The 20738-nt window shown below is 34.5% G+C and carries 20 protein-coding genes and 1 riboswitch; of the genes, 17 read left to right on the top strand and 3 right to left on the bottom strand.

Going from position 1 to position 20738, the window contains the following annotated elements; translation table 11 throughout:
- Positions 1-62 precede the first annotated feature (62 nt).
- Positions 63-1802, bottom strand: coding sequence for an ABC transporter ATP-binding protein (locus tag F7O84_RS06595; protein ID WP_151143237.1), 1740 nt, complete (start codon positions 1800-1802; stop codon positions 63-65).
- Positions 1799-3538, bottom strand: a complete 1740-nt coding sequence (locus tag F7O84_RS06590) for an ABC transporter ATP-binding protein (protein ID WP_151143235.1) — start codon at positions 3536-3538, stop codon at positions 1799-1801. The genes F7O84_RS06595 and F7O84_RS06590 overlap by 4 nt, the downstream gene beginning before the upstream one ends.
- A gap of 198 nt (positions 3539-3736) precedes the next feature.
- Here F7O84_RS06590 and ylxM point away from each other — a divergent pair, with 198 nt between their 5' ends.
- The 14 genes from ylxM (at position 3737) to F7O84_RS06525 (ending at position 14314) form a co-directional block, all read left to right on the top strand.
- Complete coding sequence (ylxM, locus tag F7O84_RS06585; protein ID WP_151143232.1) at positions 3737-4102, top strand: YlxM family DNA-binding protein; 366 nt, start codon at positions 3737-3739, stop codon at positions 4100-4102.
- Positions 4103-4105: 3 nt separating this feature from the next.
- On the top strand, positions 4106-5458 hold the full coding sequence (gene ffh, locus F7O84_RS06580; RefSeq protein ID WP_151143230.1) for a signal recognition particle protein: 1353 nt from the start codon (positions 4106-4108) through the stop codon (positions 5456-5458).
- A 37-nt stretch (positions 5459-5495) separates the two neighbouring features.
- Positions 5496-5741 carry a 30S ribosomal protein S16 gene (rpsP, locus tag F7O84_RS06575; protein WP_151143228.1) on the top strand — a complete coding sequence of 82 codons (246 nt, stop codon included), beginning with the start codon at positions 5496-5498 and terminating at the stop codon, positions 5739-5741.
- A 146-nt stretch (positions 5742-5887) separates the two neighbouring features.
- Positions 5888-6118: a KH domain-containing protein gene (locus F7O84_RS06570; RefSeq protein WP_151143226.1), complete on the top strand. Its 231-nt coding sequence runs from the start codon at positions 5888-5890 to the stop codon at positions 6116-6118.
- Positions 6119-6329: 211 nt separating this feature from the next.
- Entirely contained in the window at positions 6330-6842 is a 513-nt protein-coding gene (gene rimM / locus F7O84_RS06565; RefSeq protein ID WP_151143224.1) for a ribosome maturation factor RimM, read from the top strand.
- Positions 6839-7561, top strand: a complete 723-nt coding sequence (trmD, locus tag F7O84_RS06560; protein ID WP_151143222.1) for a tRNA (guanosine(37)-N1)-methyltransferase TrmD — start codon at positions 6839-6841, stop codon at positions 7559-7561. Before rimM ends, trmD begins: the two co-directional genes overlap by 4 nt.
- Positions 7562-7576: 15 nt before the next feature.
- Positions 7577-8158, top strand: a complete 582-nt coding sequence (locus F7O84_RS06555; protein WP_151143220.1) for a nitroreductase family protein — start codon at positions 7577-7579, stop codon at positions 8156-8158.
- A 45-nt stretch (positions 8159-8203) separates the two neighbouring features.
- A riboswitch (TPP riboswitch) is annotated at positions 8204-8309 on the top strand.
- A 130-nt stretch (positions 8310-8439) separates the two neighbouring features.
- The gene (gene thiM, locus F7O84_RS06550; RefSeq protein ID WP_151143218.1) at positions 8440-9261 is read left to right on the top strand and encodes a hydroxyethylthiazole kinase; all 822 of its coding nucleotides are present in this window, start codon (positions 8440-8442) and stop codon (positions 9259-9261) included.
- Complete coding sequence (thiE, locus tag F7O84_RS06545) at positions 9248-9889, top strand: thiamine phosphate synthase (protein WP_151143216.1); 642 nt, start codon at positions 9248-9250, stop codon at positions 9887-9889. The genes thiM and thiE overlap by 14 nt, the downstream gene beginning before the upstream one ends.
- A complete protein-coding gene (locus tag F7O84_RS19175) occupies positions 9882-10532 on the top strand; it encodes an HAD family hydrolase (protein ID WP_243140823.1) in 651 nt (216 codons plus the stop codon). Before thiE ends, F7O84_RS19175 begins: the two co-directional genes overlap by 8 nt.
- 9 nt (positions 10533-10541) lie before the next feature.
- Positions 10542-11321: a bifunctional hydroxymethylpyrimidine kinase/phosphomethylpyrimidine kinase gene (gene thiD / locus F7O84_RS19170; RefSeq protein WP_243140822.1), complete on the top strand. Its 780-nt coding sequence runs from the start codon at positions 10542-10544 to the stop codon at positions 11319-11321.
- Positions 11322-11489: 168 nt separating this feature from the next.
- Positions 11490-12011: a helix-turn-helix domain-containing protein gene (locus F7O84_RS06535; protein WP_151143214.1), complete on the top strand. Its 522-nt coding sequence runs from the start codon at positions 11490-11492 to the stop codon at positions 12009-12011.
- 13 nt (positions 12012-12024) lie between these two features.
- Positions 12025-12741, top strand: a complete 717-nt coding sequence (locus tag F7O84_RS06530; RefSeq protein WP_151143212.1) for an ABC transporter ATP-binding protein — start codon at positions 12025-12027, stop codon at positions 12739-12741.
- Positions 12731-14314, top strand: coding sequence for an ABC transporter permease (locus F7O84_RS06525; RefSeq protein ID WP_151143210.1), 1584 nt, complete (start codon positions 12731-12733; stop codon positions 14312-14314). Before F7O84_RS06530 ends, F7O84_RS06525 begins: the two co-directional genes overlap by 11 nt.
- A 6-nt stretch (positions 14315-14320) precedes the next feature.
- Here F7O84_RS06525 and F7O84_RS06520 read toward each other — a convergent pair whose 3' ends face one another.
- Positions 14321-15133: a hypothetical protein gene (locus tag F7O84_RS06520; RefSeq protein WP_151143208.1), complete on the bottom strand. Its 813-nt coding sequence runs from the start codon at positions 15131-15133 to the stop codon at positions 14321-14323.
- 351 nt (positions 15134-15484) lie between these two features.
- On the opposite strand from F7O84_RS06520, the gene F7O84_RS06515 reads away from it, so the two are divergent.
- The 3 genes from F7O84_RS06515 to F7O84_RS06505 all read left to right on the top strand — a co-directional run bounded on the left by F7O84_RS06515 (position 15485) and on the right by F7O84_RS06505 (position 20737).
- A complete protein-coding gene (locus F7O84_RS06515; protein WP_151143206.1) occupies positions 15485-17167 on the top strand; it encodes a M3 family oligoendopeptidase in 1683 nt (560 codons plus the stop codon).
- Between the two features lie 135 nt (positions 17168-17302).
- Positions 17303-19645, top strand: coding sequence for an ABC transporter substrate-binding protein (locus tag F7O84_RS06510; protein WP_151143204.1), 2343 nt, complete (start codon positions 17303-17305; stop codon positions 19643-19645).
- 105 nt (positions 19646-19750) lie between these two features.
- On the top strand, positions 19751-20737 hold the full coding sequence (locus F7O84_RS06505) for an ABC transporter permease (RefSeq protein ID WP_151143202.1): 987 nt from the start codon (positions 19751-19753) through the stop codon (positions 20735-20737).
- The last annotated feature ends 1 nt before the right edge of the window (position 20738 follow it).

Here is a 20738-nt window from a genome sequence, read left to right as displayed (position 1 = left end):
TACATGAAAGGCATTTAAGTCGCTATACTGTGACTTAAATGCCTTTCGTTATACATAACATATTAGGTTACTGCAAATTGACTGTTATAGAGGTTGGAGTAAAAACCTCCCTTTTCTAATAGCTCTACATGATTACCTTGCTCAATAATATGCCCTTTATCCATAACAATAATGACGTCGGACTCTTTGATTGTTGAGAGTCTATGAGCAACGATAAAGCTGGTACGTCCTCTCATTAATTCTAAGAACGCTTTTTGTATCTTTACTTCTGTTCGCGTATCTATGTTACTAGTGGCTTCATCTAGTATAAGGATTGGAGGTTTGGTAAGCATAATGCGAGCAATACAAAGCAATTGCTTTTGACCTTGTGATATATTTCCGTCTTCTGTGATAATTGTATCATACCCATTTGGTAAACGTTTAATAAAGCTATGAGCATGTGCAGATTTTGCAGCTTCAACTACTTCTTCAAGGGTAGCATCTTGTTTCCCATACGCAATGTTTTCAAAAATACTTCCCTGAAAAAGCCAACTTTCTTGTAGTACCATACCAAACTGTTCCCGCAGTGTCTTTCGTTTCATGTCACGAATGTCAATACCGTCAATTTTTATTTGCCCCGAGGTAATGTCATAAAAACGCATCAAAAGATTGATAAAGGTTGTTTTACCACATCCAGTAGGCCCAACAATGGCAACACGTTGCCCAGTTGCTACATGAAGATTAAAATCTTCAATCAATGGAACTTCTGGGACATAAGAAAAGCTAATGTGATTGATATCTATTTCGCCTTCACAATTTACCTCAGTTAATAGGTTCTCATCAGAAATTTCATTTTCTGATTCAATTATACTAAAAATTCGGCTGGCTGAAGCAAGAGCCGATTGAAATTCCGTAAATACACCAGATATTTCATTAAAAGGCTTGGTATATTGATTTGCATAAGACAAAAAGGAAGATAATTGTCCTACGCTTAATGTACCGTTTACTGCGCTAATTGCGCCATATATACCTACGGCTGCATAGACCACTCCATTTACAAAGCGTGTCCCTGGATTGGTTAAAGAGGAGTAAAATTGAGCTCTCCAACCACAATCATAAAGACGTTGATTAATGGTTGAGAATGTGTTGATTGCTCTTTTTTCATACCCAAACGCCTTTATGGTCTTTTCGTTTCCAATTATTTCTTCAATGTAGCCACTTAATTCCCCTCTGATTTCTGCTTGTTCTTTCATTTGATGATACGTATGCTTTGATATAAAGGAAGCAACAAAAAATGAAAGCGGGGTCAAAAGAACGACAACGAATGCAATTTTATATTGAATGAACAGCATAAAAAGTAACGTTCCAATAATTGTAATAACACCACTAAATAATTGAGAGAATCCTTGTAATAGCCCGTCTGATATTTGATCGATGTCATTTACAATACTATTGATAAGATTTCCGTGAGAATTTGTATCAATGAATTTTAATGGAACTTGATTAAATTTACCAAAAGCACTTGAGCGTAAATCACTCACAGTTAAAGAAGTTAGCTTAGAGGATTCGTAACTCATAAACCATTGAAATATTGCACTAATTGCAATAGAAGCGGCTAAATAAGTTAATATTTTAAAAATATTAGGAAAATCAACATTTCCTGGTCCTATCACGTAATCAATTGCATTTCCAATTAAAATTGGTGTAAGCAAAGTGAAGACCACACTTAACAAAGCACTAATAGAGATAAATATTAAGTGAATTTTATATGGTTTGATATATTGAAGAAGTTTTTTTAATACAATTATTTGCTTTTGATTCATTTTCGATTAACCTCCTCACTACTTTGCTGGGATAAACAAATTTCTTTGTAGGTTTCGCAAGTTTCAAGTAAATCGTCATGCGTGCCAATTCCCACCATTTGTCCATCGTCTAACACAATAATTTTATCCGCATATTTGATTGAATTTGCTCTTTGAGAAACAATAAATACCGTAGTATCTTTAATCTGTTCTTTGATTGCTTTTCGAAGCGCTGCATCGGTAGCATAATCAAGAGCGCTGGAACTATCATCTAGTATTAGTATTTCAGGATTACCCACCAATGCTCTTGCTATTGCGATACGTTGCTTTTGTCCTCCAGACAAATTCTTTCCACCTTGCTCGATGATACTGTCAAATTGATCTGGTTTGTTACGAATGATTTCCAAAGCCTGTGCAATTTCAACTGCTTTTTCTAATTCGGTATCCGTTGCATTTTCTTTTCGAAAGCGTAGATTTTCTGCAATTGTACCTTTAAATAATACCGATTTTTGCGGAACAATTCCAAATTTACCACGAAGTTGTTCAAACGTATATTCTTTGATAGATACGCCATCGATTTGTATATCACCTTTTGTTGTATCGTAAAATCTTGCTATCAGATTAACAAGTGTAGACTTGCCTGAGCCAGTTCCACCAATTATTCCAATTGTTTGTCCTGTATAAACATCAAACGTTATATTGTTTAAAGAGTATACATCCGAACCAGTATACGAAAAGCATACATCATGAAACGATACTTTTGGAGTAGTACTGTCAAAGGAATGGATAATTTCTGATTTTCCTTCCTCAAAAGAAGGGAGCGTATCAAATATTTCATTAATTCTGGCAGCAGAAGCGCTTGCTTTTGTAAAGATAACAACTAAATTTGCAACAACAACGAGTGCAAGTGAAATCTGTGTCATATAATTAACAAATGCAATGATTTGTCCTTGTGCCAAAAACCCCAAATCAACCTGTTTTCCGCCAAACCAAATAATTGCAATAATGGCACCATTTAAAACAGTGAAAGTAGCTGGATTTAAGATTGCGGATAGTTTTCCAACTCGAATTACAATATCAGTAACGTCTTGATTTGCCTCTTCGAATCGTTTCATTTCTTGTTCTTGCTTAGAGAAAGCACGTATGACTCTTGCACCTTCTAGATTTTCTCTCGTAATCAGAGAAATCTTGTCAACTTTTGCTTGTCTTACTTTATAATAGGGAATGGAACGACTCATGACACAATATAAAATAACCGAGACAAGTGGAGCAACAATAATAAAGATAAGTGATAATTTCAAATCAAGCATCATTGCCATAATAATTGAACCAATAACCAAAAAAGGAGCGCGAATAACAAGGCGTATTAGCATTGCAACAGCAAGTTGAAGCTGATTGACATCGTTTGTAATTCTTGTGATAAGAGAATTGGTTCCAAACTTGTCTAGTTCCTTATATGTGAAAGCGTTAATATGTTCAAACAAATCTGCTCGAAGCATAGTACCTACACCCTGAGAGGCAATTGATGCATTGTATTGGCAGATGAGAGCAAAGATTAGTCCCATAAAACCAAGAAGAATCATGATGCCACCCATTCTAATAATATAAGGAACATCACTGTTCTTGATTCCTATATCAATGATACTTGCCATAACAAGTGGTACAATCAATTCAAAAATAGCTTCCAGCAATTTAAAGAATGGACCAATGATAACTTGCTTTTTGTAATGTTTTAAGTAATGTGCTAGTTTTATCATAACGATATCCTTTCTGTATAACTGTAACCAATTAATCTATACAAAGCTTAGTATACCACTTTCTGGAAATAGATTCTAGGCAAAGTTAACAATTTTATGTAACCTAAAGCTCTAATGGCCGACTGTTACATTCATAAACTAGGATAAGTATATCCTGTTGTAAAGAAAAAATACTTGACACCACATTTATTTTGGTATATGATACCTAAGGTGATTGAAATGGAAAAAATAGTGGAACAGGCATTATTATATGATTTTTATGGTGAATTATTAAATGACCATCAAAAACATATTTACGAAGAATTTGTTTTAAATGATTTATCTTTAAGTGAAATTGCAGAACAAGAAGGAATTAGCAGGCAAGGTGTGCATGACTTAATTAAACGATGTAACAATATCTTGGCAGGCTATGAAGAAAAGCTTCATTTAGTTGACAAATTCATATCGACAAAGGAAAAAATCAATCGCATTAACCAATTAGCGAATCAATTAGATAAAACAAAACAGACAAAGAAGATAGAAGAAATTCAAAAACTATCCAATCAGATTTTAGAGGAGTTTTAGTATATGGCTTTTGAAAGCTTAACAGATAAATTACAAAATGTATTTAAAAATTTAAGAAGCAAAGGTCGATTAACCGAGGAAGATGTAAAGGCTGCTTTAAAAGAAGTAAAGATGGCTTTACTAGAAGCTGATGTTAGCTTTAAAGTGGTGAAGCAATTTATCAGAACCGTTCAGGAAAGAGCAGTTGGTCAGGATGTTTTGCAAAGTCTTACACCAGGACAGATGGTTATTAAGATTGTAAATGAAGAAATGATTCATTTAATGGGGTCTGAAACTACCGAGATTTCCTTAAAGCCAGGAAGTGAGATTACAGTTATATTGATGGCTGGACTTCAAGGTGCAGGTAAGACCACCACAACCGCTAAGATTGCAGGTAAATTAAAAAGCAAAGGAAAAAAACCATTGCTGGTAGCCTGTGATATTTATAGACCAGCCGCTATTAAGCAATTACAGATTAATGGTGAAAAGCAAGAAGTCGAAGTATTTTCCATGGGAGATGGGCATAAGCCTGTTAACATTGCTAAGGCAGCTATCGAGCATGCTTCAAAGAATGGACATAATGTTGTTATATTAGATACAGCTGGTCGTCTTCATGTAGATGAAGATATGATGAATGAGCTGGTAGAGATAAAAGAAAATGTTGAAGTACATCAGACCATTTTAGTCGTTGATGCTATGACGGGACAGGATGCAGTGAATGTTGCAGGTATGTTCCAAGAAAAAATTGGAATTGATGGTGTTATTTTAACAAAACTAGATGGTGATACCAGAGGTGGTGCAGCACTTTCCATTCGTGCAGTGACTGGACGCCCGATTCTGTATGTTGGTATGGGAGAAAAGTTATCTGATTTGGAACAGTTTTATCCAGACAGAATGGCATCACGAATACTTGGTATGGGCGATATCTTAACATTGATAGAGAAGGCACAGTCTGATATTGATGAAGATAAAGCCAAAGAAATGGAAAAGAAATTCAAAAAGGCTCAATTTGGTTTTGATGATTATCTAGAAAGCATGAACCAGATGAAAAAAATGGGCGGATTTGGAGAAATACTTAAGATGCTTCCAGGTATGGGTGGACAGGTCAATCTTGATATGATAGATGAAAAAGCTTTAAGTAAAACAGAAGCCATTATTTTATCAATGACACCGTCTGAAAGAACCAATCCAGATATCTTAAATCCTTCCAGAAAAAGAAGAATTGCAAATGGAGCTGGAGTTGATATCAGCGAAGTAAATAAGCTTGTAAAACAATTTGAACAAGCGAAAAAAATGATGAAGCAAATGCCTGGACTCATGGGAGGCGGCATGGGTGGTTTAATGGGTAAAAAAGGTAAGTTTAAACTTCCTTTTTAACATATATTTTAGAAAATATTTAGGAGGTGAAATACAAATGGCAGTTAAAATCAGATTAAGAAGAATGGGACAAAAGAAAGCTCCTTTCTATAGAATAATTGTAGCTGATTCAAGATCTCCAAGAGATGGAAGATTTGTTGAAGAAATCGGTACTTATGATGCAACTAAGAATCCTAGCGAATTCCATATTAACGAAGAACTAGCTAAGAAATGGTTATCAAACGGTGCACAGCCTACAGAAGTTGTAGGAAAGTTATTCAAATTAGCAGGAATTACAAAATAATTGTAGTTTAATTTCATACAGTTGAAAGTTGTAAGTTTTATTTTAGTAAAGCGTGTAACTGGGAAGGAAACGGAACAGTTACCCTTTCAACTAGTGTAAACAGGTGAGACCATTAATGTTTCACTGTTTGATAAGGAGGTTTCATAATGAAGGAATTGGTAGAAGTCATTGCAAAGTCACTTGTTGATTGTCCAGAAGATGTTGTTGTAACGGAAACAGAAAAAGACAATTCTATAGTTGTTGAGTTACGTGTAGCGCAAGAAGATATGGGAAAAGTAATTGGAAAGCAAGGTCGTATCGCAAAAGCAATCCGTTCTGTTGTGAAAGCAGCAGCCTCCAAAGATGATAAAAAAGTTATAGTGGATATAGTGCAATAGAATGGAAGGGCGACGATGGTCGCCTTTTTGAATATAGTTTAGCCATGCACAAAAATGGAAGAAGGCTGTGCAAGCTTGCTTGCAAAGGGCTACTTATGTTTTTGTATATGGCGTTCTGCCACAGCGAGAAGTAGCGAAGTGTATTCGAGCTGGCATGACTAAATATAAGCGCTATTATTTATATATAGCATATAGATGAAAGGTATAAAGGATGGAGAACTTATTACAAGTTGGGGTGATTACTCAGACGCATGGTATTAAAGGGGAAGTAAAGGTATTTCCTACAACAGACGATGTAAAACGTTTTAAAAAGTTAAAACATGTCTTATTAGACACTGGAAATGAAAATATAGAACTTGAAATAGAGGGCGTAAAGTTCTTTAAACAATACGTTATTTTAAAATTCAAGGGAATTGACAATATAAACGATGTTGAAAAATACAAAGGAAAGAGTCTTCTTGTTACAAGAGAAAATGCAGTAAAATTAAAAAAGAATGAATATTTTATAGCCGATATGATAGGTATGAAGGTTGTTACGGACGAAGAGAAAGACTTTGGAATCTTAAAAGAAGTAATGCAAACGGGTGCCAATGATGTTTACGTAGTTGAAACCATAGACGGAAAAGAAGTGCTGTTACCAGCAATCAAACAATGCATATTAGAGGTTGATATTGAAAATCACCTTATGAAGGTGCACATCATGAAGGGATTAATAGACGAATGAATTATCATGTTTTAACGTTATTTCCACAGATGATTATAGATGGTCTAAGTACAAGCATCATAGGAAGAGCAATTGAAAACAAACTAATTTCACTTGAAGCAATTGATATCAGAGCGTTTTCGACAAACAAACATAAAAAAGTAGACGATTATCCTTATGGCGGTGGAGCAGGTATGGTGATGCAGGCAGAACCTGTATACCTTGCCTATCAGCATGTCACAGATAAGATAGGAAAAAAGCCAAGGGTTGTATTTTTAACACCTCAAGGAAAGGTATTCAATCAAGAAATTGCACAGGACTTAGCAAGGGAAGAAGATCTTGTATTTTTATGTGGTCATTATGAGGGTATTGATGAACGTGTACTAGAGGAAATTGTGACCGATCATATATCAATTGGTGATTATGTATTGACTGGTGGAGAATTGCCAGCCATGGTCATGATTGATGCCATAGCAAGACTGGTACCTGGAGTTCTAAACAACGAGGTATCGGCAGAATTTGAGTCGTTTCAAGATAATCTCCTTGAATATCCTCAATATAGTAGACCAGTTGAATGGAGAGGGAAGAAGGTTCCAGATGTTTTGCTTTCTGGACACCATGGAAATGTAGATAAATGGAGAAGGGAACAATCCATTCTAAGAACGAAACAAAGACGACCAGATTTACTTGAAAAGGCCAAGTTATCAAAAAAAGAGATAGATTATTTAAAGGATTTATAAAGGAGGGGGTATCGGATGTTTCAGGATTTGGTTAAAAAAAGCCGTTCTTATCGAAGATTTTATGAAGAAAAAGAAATTACGATGGAACAATTAAAGCAATTGGTAGAATTGGCTAGACTATCACCAAGTGGAGCAAACAGACAGCCACTTAAGTATGTGCTGAGTGCATCGAGAGAAAAAAATAAAGAAATCTTTGATACATTAGCTTGGGCAGGATATTTAAAGGACTGGGATGGTCCAATTGAAGGAGAAAGACCAAGCGCTTACATTATCATGCTCCGTGATAAAAGTATCTCTAAGGCAATGTCTATAGATGAAGGTATATGTGCACAAAGTATGTTTCTGGGAGCATCTGATCTGGGTTTTGGAGGATGTTTTATTGGTGCGATTAATAAACCAAAGCTTATGAAAGTCCTTGATCTAGGCGAAGAGTATGAGATTGCATTAGTAATTGCATTGGGTTATCCAAAGGAAGAGGTAGTACTAGAAACATTAAATACGAATGAAGATATTAAGTATTATCGTGATGAAGAAGGGGTTCATCATGTACCTAAGAGAAGTTTAAAGGATTTGATTGTACAATATCTAGACAATTAAATGATTTTGATACAATGGTTGACCAGATTTCATAACAATGATACAATGAATAAAAAAGGGAGCTTGTAAACAGGCTGAGAGGAAGTTGTGAACTTCGACCTAGAACCTGATTTGGATAATGCCAACGTAGGGAAAGATAACGTGATATACGCAAGTCATCTTTTCAAAGTGACTTGCCTTTTTTTATAATAGGAACTTCCCCTATTATAAAACCCTCGAAAGGATTGTAAAAGCACAGGTAAGGTTCGTACTCATAAAAATTACAACGCGGAGGATGAAGGATGAAACAAATAATTACAAATGTGAGAAATAAAACACCACTGATTCATTGTATTACCAATTATGTCACAGTAAATGATGTGGCTAATCTGTTATTAGCAAGTGGAGGCTCTCCGATTATGGCAGATGATTCGTTAGAAGTAGAGGAGATTACATCTATATGTAACGGACTAACAATTAATATAGGAACGCTTAATACCAGAACAATTGAATCTATGTTACTAGCAGGAAAGAAAGCAAATAAACTCGGCAAAATAACCGTTCTTGATCCAGTTGGTGCAGGAGCTTCAAAGCTTAGAACAAAGACGGCCTTTCAACTTTTAGATGAGATAGATTTTTCTGTCATACGAGGTAATATTTCAGAGATAAAGACATTGTACCAAGGCAGCGCAAGTACAAAAGGCGTTGATGCAAATATAAGTGATATGGTTACAGAAGAAAACGTATCAAAGGCCATTGAACTTGCAAAGCAACTTAGTAAACAAACGAAGGCAATAATTGCAATTACTGGTGCTATCGATATTGTTGCAAATGAAAATCAGGTATATTTGATCAGAAACGGCCATCCAATGATGTCAAAGATAACAGGAACTGGATGTATGTTATCAGCTCTTATTGCAGCATATGGCGCAGCAAACGAGACGAATCTTTTAGAAGCCGTGGTAAGTGCCACCGCATGTGTTGGATATGCTGGAGAATTGGCATATAAAAAGATGTTAGAGTTAAAGGCAGGGACATCAACCCTTCGCATGTGCTTGATTGATGAGGTGAGTCTTATGACAGATGAAAGTCTTAAGGAGGGAATGAAAGTTGAAATTCGATAGAAAACAATTATTATTATATGCGGTAACCGATCAAAGCTTTGGAAAATCCCAACCTTTAGAAGAACAAGTAAAGGAAGCTCTAGAGGCTGGTGTTACATTCTTACAATTACGAGAAAAGGAATTAGACGAGGAGAGTTTTCTAAACGAAGCAATTAAAATCAAAGCATTGACCGATTATTATCATGTACCTTTTGTAATTAATGATGATGTAGATATTGCAAAAAAATGTGATGCAGATGGTGTTCATGTAGGACAAAGTGATATGGAAATAGTCAAAGCAAGAGAAGTTCTTGGAAGTGATAAAATAATAGGTGTATCTGTTCAAACAGTAGAACAAGCAAAACTGGCTCAAAGCCAAGGAGCTGATTACCTAGGAGTAGGAGCTGTTTTTGCTACTTCAACCAAGCAGGATGCAAAGTCAGTGTCATATGCTACGTTAAAGCAGATATGCGAATCCGTTTCGATTCCAGTTGTTGCAATTGGAGGCATTTTTAATGATAATGTAGAGAAACTAGAAGGTACAAAAATCAGTGGAATTGCAGTTGTTTCAGCGATTTTTGGAAGTGATGATATAAGACAAGCAACTAAGAATTTACTAAAAAAGGCAAAGGATATAATAGATGTATAAATTGAATCATGTAGAGGGTGTTATATTTGACATGGACGGAACATTGATTGATTCCATGTCAATGTGGGAAAATATAGCATCAGACTATCTAAAGAAAAATGGTTATCAGCCAGAAGCAAATTTAGGCTCTTTATTAAAGACTATGAGCCTTTTACAGGGTACGGAATATGTAATTAAAACCTACAGCATGAAAGAAACTGTAAAAGAGATTTTGGATGGAATCAATGAACTTGCAATAGAAAAATATGAAAAAGAATTAAAACCCAAAGAGGGAGCAATAGAATTGGTGCAAGAACTAGCAAAAAGAGGGATTATCATGTGCGTTGCAACGGCGTCTGATAGTAGACTTGCGAAGCTTTGCTTAGAAAGAATCGGTATTCTAAAGCTTTTAAAAGGCGTTTATACTTGTGGCGAAATCGGTGTAGGAAAGGATAGCACTATAATATTTGAATATGCGTTACAACAGCTTGGTACGACAAAGGAGGCTACTTATGTATTCGAAGATTCCCTCTATGCAGTAGAAACAGCTAAAAAAGCAGGGTTTCCAGTGATAGCCATCTATGATGAAGCATCAAAGGAAGATGAGATTACATTAAGAGAAAAGGCCGATGTCTATGTTAATAGTATGAAAGAGTTGCTATAAGGAGGACAAATGGAGAAAGTATTAACAATTGCAGGATCAGATTGTAGTGGAGGAGCAGGCATTCAGGCAGATTTAAAAACGATGACAGCAAGAAAGGTATATGGCATGAGTGTCATTGCTGCTTTGACTGCACAAAACACAACAGGAGTTTATGGCATTATGGAGGTTTCGCCTGAATTTGTTGCCAAGCAACTGGATTGTATTTTTACTGACATCATTCCAGATGCTGTTAAAATAGGGATGGTATCAAATGATGCTATCATAGAGGTGATTGCGGATAAATTAATCCAATATGAAGCAAAAAATATTGTATTAGACCCTGTTATGGTATCAACAAGTGGGAGCAGACTGTTAAATGAAGATGCAACAGCCAAACTAATCAAACGCTTGATTCCAGTGTCTCATTTGATTACACCAAACATTCCTGAGGCAGAGGTATTAAGTGGTCAAAAGATAGAGACAGAAAAGGATATGATTCGTGCGGCAGAAATGATAGCAGAAAATTACAAGGGAGCCATTTTAATAAAAGGTGGTCATAAACAAGAAAATGCCAATGACCTCCTCTATAAAAGCGGCGAATACCAATGGTTTTATGAAGAAAAAGTTGAAAATCCAAACACACATGGAACAGGATGTACCCTATCATCCGCGATTGCCTGTGGTTTGGCAAAAGGATTAAGTGTAGAGCAAAGTATAAAAGAAGCTAAGCACTATATCACGAATGCATTAAAGGCAGGTCTTGATCTAGGAAAGGGAAGAGGGCCTTTGAATCATTGTTTTATGATGTAGGATAAAAGCTAGCATTTAGCAAAGAAACAATTGTTGCTAAATGCTAGCTTTTTATATGATAGGAAATTACAAGTATTTAGTACGAGTAGCCTCCTTGACAAAAAGGGTTATTAATGATATCATATTTGATAATAATATCAAAAGTGATAATATAGTAGAGGTATTCCAATGAAAAAACAAGATATCATAAAAACAATGATGAACCCTGTAAGACTACGAATTATTCAATATCTAATTCTTCATGGGACGGGTACGACAGCACAAATTAAGGAGGAATTAACCGATATTCCACCTGCAAGCCTTTATCGACATATCAAGGCCTTGGAAGAGGCAAAGGTAATAATGATTGTGAAAGAGAATAAAATACGAGGAGTGATTGAAAGAGTTTATCAAATGAATATGGAAAGTCCCATTGGGGATAATCCAACAAATGCGAGTATCAATCAGGTAATCCAAGCAGGTCTTATTAGCTTGATGAGCGAGTTTTCTAGATATTTGGAACATGAAGAAAATGATCCGCAAAAAGATATGCTTTTTTTGACTACGTCCACTTTATTGTTATCAGATGAAGAATTTACAGCGTTTACAAAAGAAATTGGAGAAGCCTTTAATAAAGTAATCCATAACAAGAAAAATGAAGCAAGAAAAGTAAGAAGAATCACATGGATATCTTCACCTTGTGAAGAGTAGGAGGAATAATAAAATGCTGGAAATAAAGAATTTAACAAAAGTATATAAAGGAAATAAAAAGGCTGTGGATTCTCTAAGCCTTACAGTAGAGGCAGGAGATGTATTTGGATTTATTGGACACAATGGTGCTGGAAAAAGTACGACCATTAAATCCTTGGTGGGAATTCTCGACTTTGAAGAAGGTGAGATTATAGTAGATGGTAAGTCCATAAAGAAGCATCCATTAGAATGTAAACGACAACTTGCCTATATACCAGATAATCCAGACCTTTATGAACATTTGACTGGCATACAGTATTTAAACTTTATATGTGATGTTTTTCAAGTTTCTTTGAGAGAAAGAACACAAAGAATTGAAAAGTATGCGAATGACTTTGAAATTACTGGTGCCTTGGGAGACTTGATTTCATCATATTCTCATGGAATGAAGCAAAAACTTGCAATTATATCAGCAATGGTACATAAGCCAAAGCTGTTGGTTCTTGATGAGCCTTTTGTCGGACTCGATCCCAAAGCCTCCTTACAACTTAAAAATATGATGAGAGAGGTTTGTGAACAAGGGAGTGCTGTGTTTTTTTCGACACATGTATTAGAGGTTGCTGAAAAGTTATGTAATAAAATCGCAATCATCAATCACGGTAAATTGGTTGTAAGTGGAGATACAAAACAGCTAGTAAAAGAGCAAACGCTGGAAGAGCTTTTTATGGAGGTATCTGGTGATGAAGAATAATACGATTCTTTTATTAAAGCTTTTACTCATGAATCAATTTAAGATAAACCAGTTAAAAGATAGAAGTAAAAAAAGGGTTAGAATCGTTTTAATGGGAGTTGTAATACTTCTATTAAGTACCATGCTAATCATCTATAGTTATGGAATTGGTTATAGTTTAGGAATGATTGGGATTGCCAAGGTTATTCCAAGCTACGCTTTAACGACAGTAGGTATTATTACACTATTTTTTACTGTATTTAAAAGCAATGGTATATTATTTGGAACAACCGATTATGAAAGCCTAATGTCTTTACCCATCAAAACAAGTGAGATTATTGCAAGTAGGTTCTTACATATGTATTTGATGAATACTTACTTTGCATTTCTGGTTATGGCGCCGCTCGGGTTTGTGTATGTTATATTTGAAAAACCAGCAACCTCTTTTGCATTTATTTGGATTGTTGGAATGTTTTTTTCAACTCTTTTTCCAACGACTTTAGCAACCATAATTGGTGGAATCATTGCGTTTATTTCTTCACATTTTAAATATACAAACGCCTTATCCATTCTACTTTCCTTTATTCTTGTAGTAGGAATTCTACTTTCTTCGATTGGATTGGGAGGAATGGATGAAAGCGTAATGCAAACAACGCAATTAAGTAAGCTTTTTGAAATGCTTTCCAAAGAACTTCATACGATTTACCCATTAAGTCGCTTATTTGAGAAAGCGGTAGTAAATAAAAGCTGGTTTTCATTTGTAGGATTCCTTGCTTTTTCCATAGCAATCTATTTGCTTTTTATTAAAATACTATCCTTACAATATAAAAAGATTAATACTGCTATCTTATCTTTTCAGGCCAAATCCAATTATAAAATAAAAAAAATGAAAATATCAGGAATACGAATGGCTTTGTATAAAAAAGAGTTGAAACGATTTTTTTCATCTTATGCATACGTTCTTAATATTGGAATTGGAGCGGTTATGGCGTTAATAATGGCGATATCAGTATTTGTTTTACAACCTGCCACTTTAGAAAAGGCATTGGAAATGACGAATTTAGAACCGCTTTTAAGTAAAGTTATAGCATTTGCTTTTTCTATGGTACTTTGTATGAGTTGTACAACAAGTGTAGCCTTATCGCTTGAAGGAAAGAATTTATGGATTTTAAAATCACTTCCAATTTCAACTAAGACAATACTAGATAGTAAGATGTTAGTTAATTTAACCATAACCTTGCCTGTTTCAATTATATTTGGAACATTGATGAATGTTAAGTTTGAAACAGACATTATCACAAGAACATTTTTTTATGTAATACCTATCACCTATTCTTTTTTTATAGCTGTTTGGGGAATGTTTATCAATATAAAACTGCCTAATTATGAGTGGACATCAGAAACCGCAGTGATTAAACAAGGAATTGCATCTATGCTTGGGATGCTTTTAGGACCTATTTTTGCATTGATTCCACTTGGAGCAGTATTACTCTTACCAAGTATTTCCTATCAATTGATTCAAATTGCTACCGTAATACTCATTCTTATACTTATTATGTCTTTGTATCGGTATATTGCAAGCAGCAAAATATAACGAATGCTATTGAAAAATCCGATAGATTAAATAACTGACGAGATAGACAATACCAAACATAAGGAAAGCGATAAATAACACACTAAAAAGAATGGAAGAAATTTGTTCCACATAATGAAAAATTGGTAAGCTATTTGATTCCCATATACTTCCTATTAAAGAAAAAGCAAATATAATGATTTCTAAAAGAGCAAAGCCGCTTAATGCATTATCGAAGTCGGCTTTGCTTATTGTCATATGAAGCGCAATAGAAATGATAACATAAATTGCAATCCAATAAGAAAGATTCGAAAAATTCTCAGAAGAAAACATGATGGAAAAAATTAAACTAGCATTATGAAAAAAGGCAGTGCTCAACGTGCTGATTCGTAAGGAATCAATCCCAATAAATGAATCCAAATTGGCTAAAAGAGGAGGAAATAAAAAATTGATAATCCATACAATAATACTTGACCCTACTATCATCGGTGCAATTCCAATAAAAAAACAACCAGTAGTTTGATAGAGACTATTGGCATTATATTTATGCTTCACAAATCCTAAAATATTATCATAACGACCTTTGACGGGGCGAAAGAGACTGACTTGTGTTACCTTATGTCTAAAGATTAGACACATAATAAGATGGCTTATTTCATGTATTGGAACGCCGACGATACCAAATATCACCGTTCCAATATACCCTATACTTTTTCGAAGATTACGATTACAACCCTTTTTCATAACAAAAAAGAGAAGCCCAAATACAATAAGTGGCATAAGTAGCAGTATATTAATAAGGAAAAATTCCTTAATGGATCTGGTTAGATAAGTTTGCATAATAACCTCCAAATCATTGTTGATTGTAAATAGTATACCCCAAATATAGGTTCGTTTTGTGAAAAATGTAAAAATAATTCAATTAGTTAAATTTATAATTTATTTTTGTACAAATTAGTGCATAATTGAAACGTTGCAAAAATAAAATAAAAAAAGTTTAAAAACTAATAATTATAAAAAATGAATGTTTGGTTTGAGTATGAAAAGTAATAAAATCTGATAATTGGACATACAAATGTATGTGTATAGAAGACATTATAAAATTACAAAAACAAAGAATAGATTTGAGCAATAAAAACATCTTTATAAAGTAATAATAATACTTATAACATACTGGAGGTTAGAAAAGAAATGAAATTTAGTGAAATGCCATATCAAAGAATAGACTTTGACAAAGTAAAAGTTAGGTTTGAAGAAATAAAGAAAAGTTTTGTAAATGCGAAAAGCGGCGAAGAGCAATTTGAGATTCACAAACAATATTATGATCTGATAAATGAGATTGAAACAATGATGACAATTGCTCAAATCAGACATGATATTGATACAAAAGATGAATTTTATGATAAAGAGCAAGCATATTATGATGAAATATCGCCTCTCATTCACAATATGCAAGTAAGTTACGTGAAACAATTATATGAATCTTCGTACAAAGAATATCTAGAAGAAAAGATAGGTAAGGTCGCATTTAAGAATATTGAAATCAGCCTAAAAGCATTTGATGAAAAAATCATACAGCTAATGCAAGAAGAAAATACGTTAACAACAGCTTACGATAAATTAATTGCAAGTGCAGCAATAGATTGGGAGGGAGAGACTCTTAATCTATCCTTACTTCGAAAATATTTAACGGCTAAAGATAGATTGGTAAGAAAAAAAGCATATGATAAATATTGCGATTTCTTTGAATCGAATGCGAAAGAACTAGATGATATCTATGATAAATTAGTTCAAAATCGTACCAAACAAGCAAGAGAGTTGGGGTATGATAACTATCTGCAACTAGGCTATTATCGTATGAATCGTAATTGTTATGACAAAGAGATGGTAGAATACTTTAGAAATCAGATTAAAGAATATTTTGTACCTTTTGTGCAAAGATTGCATGAAAGAAGAAGAGAGCGTTTAGGCCTTGATAAATTATCCTATATTGATGAAGCTGTATTTTTCTTAAATGGTAATCCGGAGCCAGTTGGGACTCCAGATGAAATTATGCAAAATGGTCAGACAATGTATCGTGAACTATCAGCCGAGACCAAAGAATTCTTTGATTTCATGACAGAAAATCAATTATTTGATGTACTAGGGAGAAAAACAAAAAAAGCAGGAGGATATATGACTTATCTTCCATTATATAAAGCACCTTTTATTTTTGCTAATTTTAATGGAACAAGCGGTGATATTGATGTTATTACACATGAATGCGGTCATGCATTTCAAGGATATCTTTCTGGTAAAGATCCAATCAAAGAGCATGCGGACATTACAATGGAAACAGCAGAGATACATTCTATGTCGATGGAATTTTTTACAGAACCTTGGATGGAGAAATTCTTTGGAGAAAGAACAAACGATTATTTATCAATGCATTTAGAAGAAGCGGCCGCTTTTATCCCTTATGGTTGTATGGTGGATGAATTTCAGCATATTGTATATGAAAATCCAGAAATGACATGTGCCAAGCGGCATCAAGTCTGGATTGATTTAGAAAAAATATATCGACCACATATAGATTATACTGGTAGTCCATATTTTGAAAAGGGAGGATTTTGGCAAAAGCAATTACACATCTATGATTATCCGCTCTATTATATTGACTATTGTATTGCTCAAACTTGTGCGTTCCAATACAAAGTTTGGATGGATGAAAACTTTGAAGAAGCTTGGTCTAGCTATTTAAAACTATGCAAACTTTCTGCAAGTGACTTCTTTACCAATATGATAAAAGAAGTAGGCTTAAAAAGCCCTTTTGAGGATGGAGGCGTAGAAGATATTGTTATGAAACTTTCTACAAAGCTTTTTAAAGAGAATTAAGTAAAAATTAAAGAGGTGATGATTAATACAAATCACCTCTTTTTAAAAAATATATGTTGTACTTACTGTATAGTATGCGAAGGGTTAGTTCTTAACGCAATTTACTATAAACAAAAATAAAGGAGGGTATTATTTATGAAGAAATTTTTCTCGCTTTTTCTTGCCACTGCGATGACGATAACGTTATTAACGGCGTGTGGTTCCAAAGATGCGACAAAAGAAGTAACGCAAAGTGAAGATGCGAACAATACACAAGAACCAACATCCACTTCGGATGAAACACCGTTAGTGGTTGGATATAGTCCATTTAGTGAAAAATTCAGTCCTTTTTTTGCAAGTACAGTATTTGACCAACATGCACAAACCATAACGCAGACTAGGATTGGCACATTTGACCGAGCAGGTGCGATAGTAGAAAAAGCAAAAGATGGGGAAACCAAAAACTTTAATGGTACAGATTATACATATAATGGTCTATCAAATATCACAACATCCTATGATGAGGCATCTAACATCACTACTTATGACATTCAAATTCGTGATGATGTGACCTTTAGTGATGGAGAAAAACTAACAGCGGATGATATTATTTTTACCCTCTACGTTATCTCGGATCCATCTTACGACGGCCCTTTAACCTTTAATTCAAAGCCAGTTATTGGTATGAAAAATTATCGTGCAAACAGTACTGTAGCAGACTCAATTACAACAGATGAGATTCAAGCAACCATAAAAGTAATGCCAGAAGCTTTAGCAACACAAATCAAAGAAACCATTATTGTGCCAACGCTTACAAGTGAATTAGAATGGGCAGCTTCCCTCTATGGAGATGAGTCTTATAAGACTTATACACAGCAGTATCCAGAAACAAAAGATTTGTTTGCCTTTTTCTATTCAAAAGACGAATCATATGATTCAACGAAAGCAGCCGATGAACAGCAGGTACTAAAAGATTTAATTGAAATGTATGGTGCAGATTATAAAGCATTAGGAAAAGCATATGCAAGTGATGAGTCCAACTACGATGCAGACGTAAATAAGTTAGCAGAAAGTTACATAGTAGAACAAAAAAAGGCCGCAGGTGAAGGCGAAGAAGTTCCAAATATTGAAGGTATTAAAAAAATAAGTGATTATGAAGTACAGATTCAAACAAATGGATTTGACGCAACCGTTATCTATGCTTTTGACTTAGAGTGTGCGCCAATGCATTATTATGGAGATGAATCCCTTTATAATTACAATGAAAATCAATTTGGTTTTACTAGAGGAGATATTTCAAGTGTTAAGGAAAAAACAACAACTCCGCTTGGAGCAGGTCCATATAAATTTATAAAATACGAAAATAAAGTAATTTATTATGAAGCAAATGAAAATTATTTCTTAGGTGCACCAAAGATTAAATATCTTCAGTTTAAAGAATCAACGGATGCAGATAAGATTGCAGGCTTAGTGCAAGGAACAGTTGATATTACAGATCCAAACGGAAGTAAGACTAATTTTGACCAAATTAAAAGTGAAAATAGCAATGGCGAAACACAAGGGGATAAGATTTATTTAAGTACAGTGGATAATCGTGGATATGGCTATATCGGTATCAATGCAAACACGGTAAATGTAGGTGGAGATCCTGCATCTGATGCTTCAAAAAACTTAAGAAAAGCACTTTCCACTATCTTTGCAGTGTATCGTGAAGTTTCTGTTGATTCCTATTATGGAGATGCAGCAAGTGTAATTCAGTATCCGATTTCGAATACATCATGGGCAGCACCACAAAAATCTGACTCTGATTACCAGATAGCATTTGCAAAAGATGTAGAAGGGAATACCATTTATACCGACTCCATGTCAGCAGAAGATAAGTACATTGCCGCAAAAACAGCAGCACTATCCTTCTTACAAGTAGCAGGCTATACCGTTGACAACAATAAAGTAACTGCGGCCCCAGATGGTGCTAAATTGGAATATGAAGTATTAATTGGAGCCGATGGAACAGGAGATCACCCATCTTTTGGTGTATTAACAGATACAAAAGCAGCTTTAGAAGAAATAGGTATCACTCTAACAATTAATGATTTTTCTGATTCCAGCCAGCTATGGACCACTTTGGATAGTGGAACACAGGAAATCTGGTGTGCGGCTTGGCAAGCGGATAATGATCCTGATATGTATCAGATCTATCATAGCGATAATATTCCAGGAAACGGATTTGGAATTGATAATCGTTATTCCATTGATGATGAAGAGTTAGATCAATTGATTATGACGGCAAGAACAAGTGATGATCAGACTTATCGTAAAGCCATTTACAAACAATGCCTTGATATTATCTTAGATTGGGCAGTAGAAATCCCAATATACCAAAGACAAAATTGCGTAATTTTTAGTGCAGAAAGGGTAAATCTTGATAGTATTACACAAGACATATCTACTTACTATGAATGGTATCGAGATATTCAGAACTTTGAAATGAAAAAGTAATTTAACGGTGCAGTTAACTGTCGTGTTAACTGCACCAATTTGTATATGAACGCATGTCCAAATTGGTGTTGTTAACCAATGAATAAAAATCAGGAGAGGATATAGATGAAGAAATTTGTTATAAGAAGACTTTTGCAAAGCATCGTAATCTTATTTTTTGTTTCTTTTATAATCTATGGCATTATGAGATGTATGCCTTCAAGTTATGTAGAGACACAAGCAAGAATCTTGTCAACAAAGCCAGGTGCTAAGACGTATCAAGAGTGGATTGACCAGTTAAATAAAGCTTATGGTCTTGACGTAGGAGTATTGCAAGGATACATCAAATGGGCTAGTAAGGCAATTGTTGGTGATTTTGGTGATTCGTGGTATTGGAATCTTCCAGTAACAGTTAAATTTAGTAAAGTTATTTGGCATTCCTTTGCACTTGGATTCGCATCTTTTATTTTAGAAATTATCATTGCCATTCCGCTTGGTATTTTATCCGCAAAAAAGCAATATAGTAAGACAGACTATGCGGTTACAGTACTTGCACTGATAGGTATTTCTATTCCAAGCTTTTTTTTAGCAACTCTTTTAAAGTATGTATTTTCAATTAAATTAGGTTGGTTTGATTTGTTTGGAGTCGTGGGAAGAATGCATGAGCAGTTGAGTGCTATTGGACAATTTTTAGATATAGCAAAGCATTATGTATTACCAGTTATCACACTAACAATAATCAGTATGGGAAGTTTAATGAGATATACAAGAACAAATATGTTAGAAGTCTTGAATGCGGATTATATAAGAACTGCTAGAGCAAAAGGACTGGCGGAAAAAAAGGTTATTAATTATCATGCATTTCGTAATACTTTAATTCCAATTATAACCTTACTTGGAAGTTCGATCCCCAATTTGTTTGCGGGAGCTATGGTTACAGAAACGATATTTCAGATTCCAGGGATTGGATATACTTCTTATCAGTCAATGATTCAAGGAGATATACCATTTACTATGTTTTATATTGTGTTTTTAGCATTCTTGACGCTACTTGGAACAATTATCGCAGACATTTTGTATGCAGTTGTCGACCCACGTGTAAGAATAAACTAAG

Source organism: Candidatus Galacturonatibacter soehngenii (assembly GCF_008830185.1).
Classification (GTDB): domain Bacteria; phylum Bacillota; class Clostridia; order Lachnospirales; family Lachnospiraceae; genus Lachnotalea; species Lachnotalea soehngenii.
The sequence above is the reverse complement of the archived record's forward strand: the minus strand, read 5'-3'. Positions and strand labels throughout refer to the sequence as shown.

Bases quoted from the DNA above. Each gene is read 5' to 3' on its own strand.
- F7O84_RS06510 (WP_151143204.1), top strand. From the start codon at position 17,303: ATGAAGAAATTTTTCTCGCTTTTTCTTGCCACTGCGATGACGATAACG.
- ffh (WP_151143230.1), top strand. From the start codon at position 4,106: ATGGCTTTTGAAAGCTTAACAGATAAATTACAAAATGTATTTAAAAAT.
- F7O84_RS06535 (WP_151143214.1), top strand. From the start codon at position 11,490: ATGAAAAAACAAGATATCATAAAAACAATGATGAACCCTGTAAGACTA.
- F7O84_RS06525 (WP_151143210.1), top strand. From the start codon at position 12,731: ATGAAGAATAATACGATTCTTTTATTAAAGCTTTTACTCATGAATCAA.
- F7O84_RS06590 (WP_151143235.1), bottom strand. From the start codon at position 3,538: ATGATAAAACTAGCACATTACTTAAAACATTACAAAAAGCAAGTTATC.
- F7O84_RS06595 (WP_151143237.1), bottom strand. From the start codon at position 1,802: ATGAATCAAAAGCAAATAATTGTATTAAAAAAACTTCTTCAATATATC.
- thiD (WP_243140822.1), top strand. From the start codon at position 10,542: ATGGAGAAAGTATTAACAATTGCAGGATCAGATTGTAGTGGAGGAGCA.
- rpsP (WP_151143228.1), top strand. From the start codon at position 5,496: ATGGCAGTTAAAATCAGATTAAGAAGAATGGGACAAAAGAAAGCTCCT.
- trmD (WP_151143222.1), top strand. From the start codon at position 6,839: ATGAATTATCATGTTTTAACGTTATTTCCACAGATGATTATAGATGGT.
- F7O84_RS06570 (WP_151143226.1), top strand. From the start codon at position 5,888: ATGAAGGAATTGGTAGAAGTCATTGCAAAGTCACTTGTTGATTGTCCA.
- F7O84_RS06520 (WP_151143208.1), bottom strand. From the start codon at position 15,133: ATGCAAACTTATCTAACCAGATCCATTAAGGAATTTTTCCTTATTAAT.
- F7O84_RS06555 (WP_151143220.1), top strand. From the start codon at position 7,577: ATGTTTCAGGATTTGGTTAAAAAAAGCCGTTCTTATCGAAGATTTTAT.
- ylxM (WP_151143232.1), top strand. From the start codon at position 3,737: ATGATACCTAAGGTGATTGAAATGGAAAAAATAGTGGAACAGGCATTA.
- F7O84_RS06515 (WP_151143206.1), top strand. From the start codon at position 15,485: ATGAAATTTAGTGAAATGCCATATCAAAGAATAGACTTTGACAAAGTA.
- F7O84_RS19175 (WP_243140823.1), top strand. From the start codon at position 9,882: ATGTATAAATTGAATCATGTAGAGGGTGTTATATTTGACATGGACGGA.
- rimM (WP_151143224.1), top strand. From the start codon at position 6,330: ATGGAGAACTTATTACAAGTTGGGGTGATTACTCAGACGCATGGTATT.
- thiM (WP_151143218.1), top strand. From the start codon at position 8,440: ATGAAACAAATAATTACAAATGTGAGAAATAAAACACCACTGATTCAT.
- F7O84_RS06505 (WP_151143202.1), top strand. From the start codon at position 19,751: ATGAAGAAATTTGTTATAAGAAGACTTTTGCAAAGCATCGTAATCTTA.
- F7O84_RS06530 (WP_151143212.1), top strand. From the start codon at position 12,025: ATGCTGGAAATAAAGAATTTAACAAAAGTATATAAAGGAAATAAAAAG.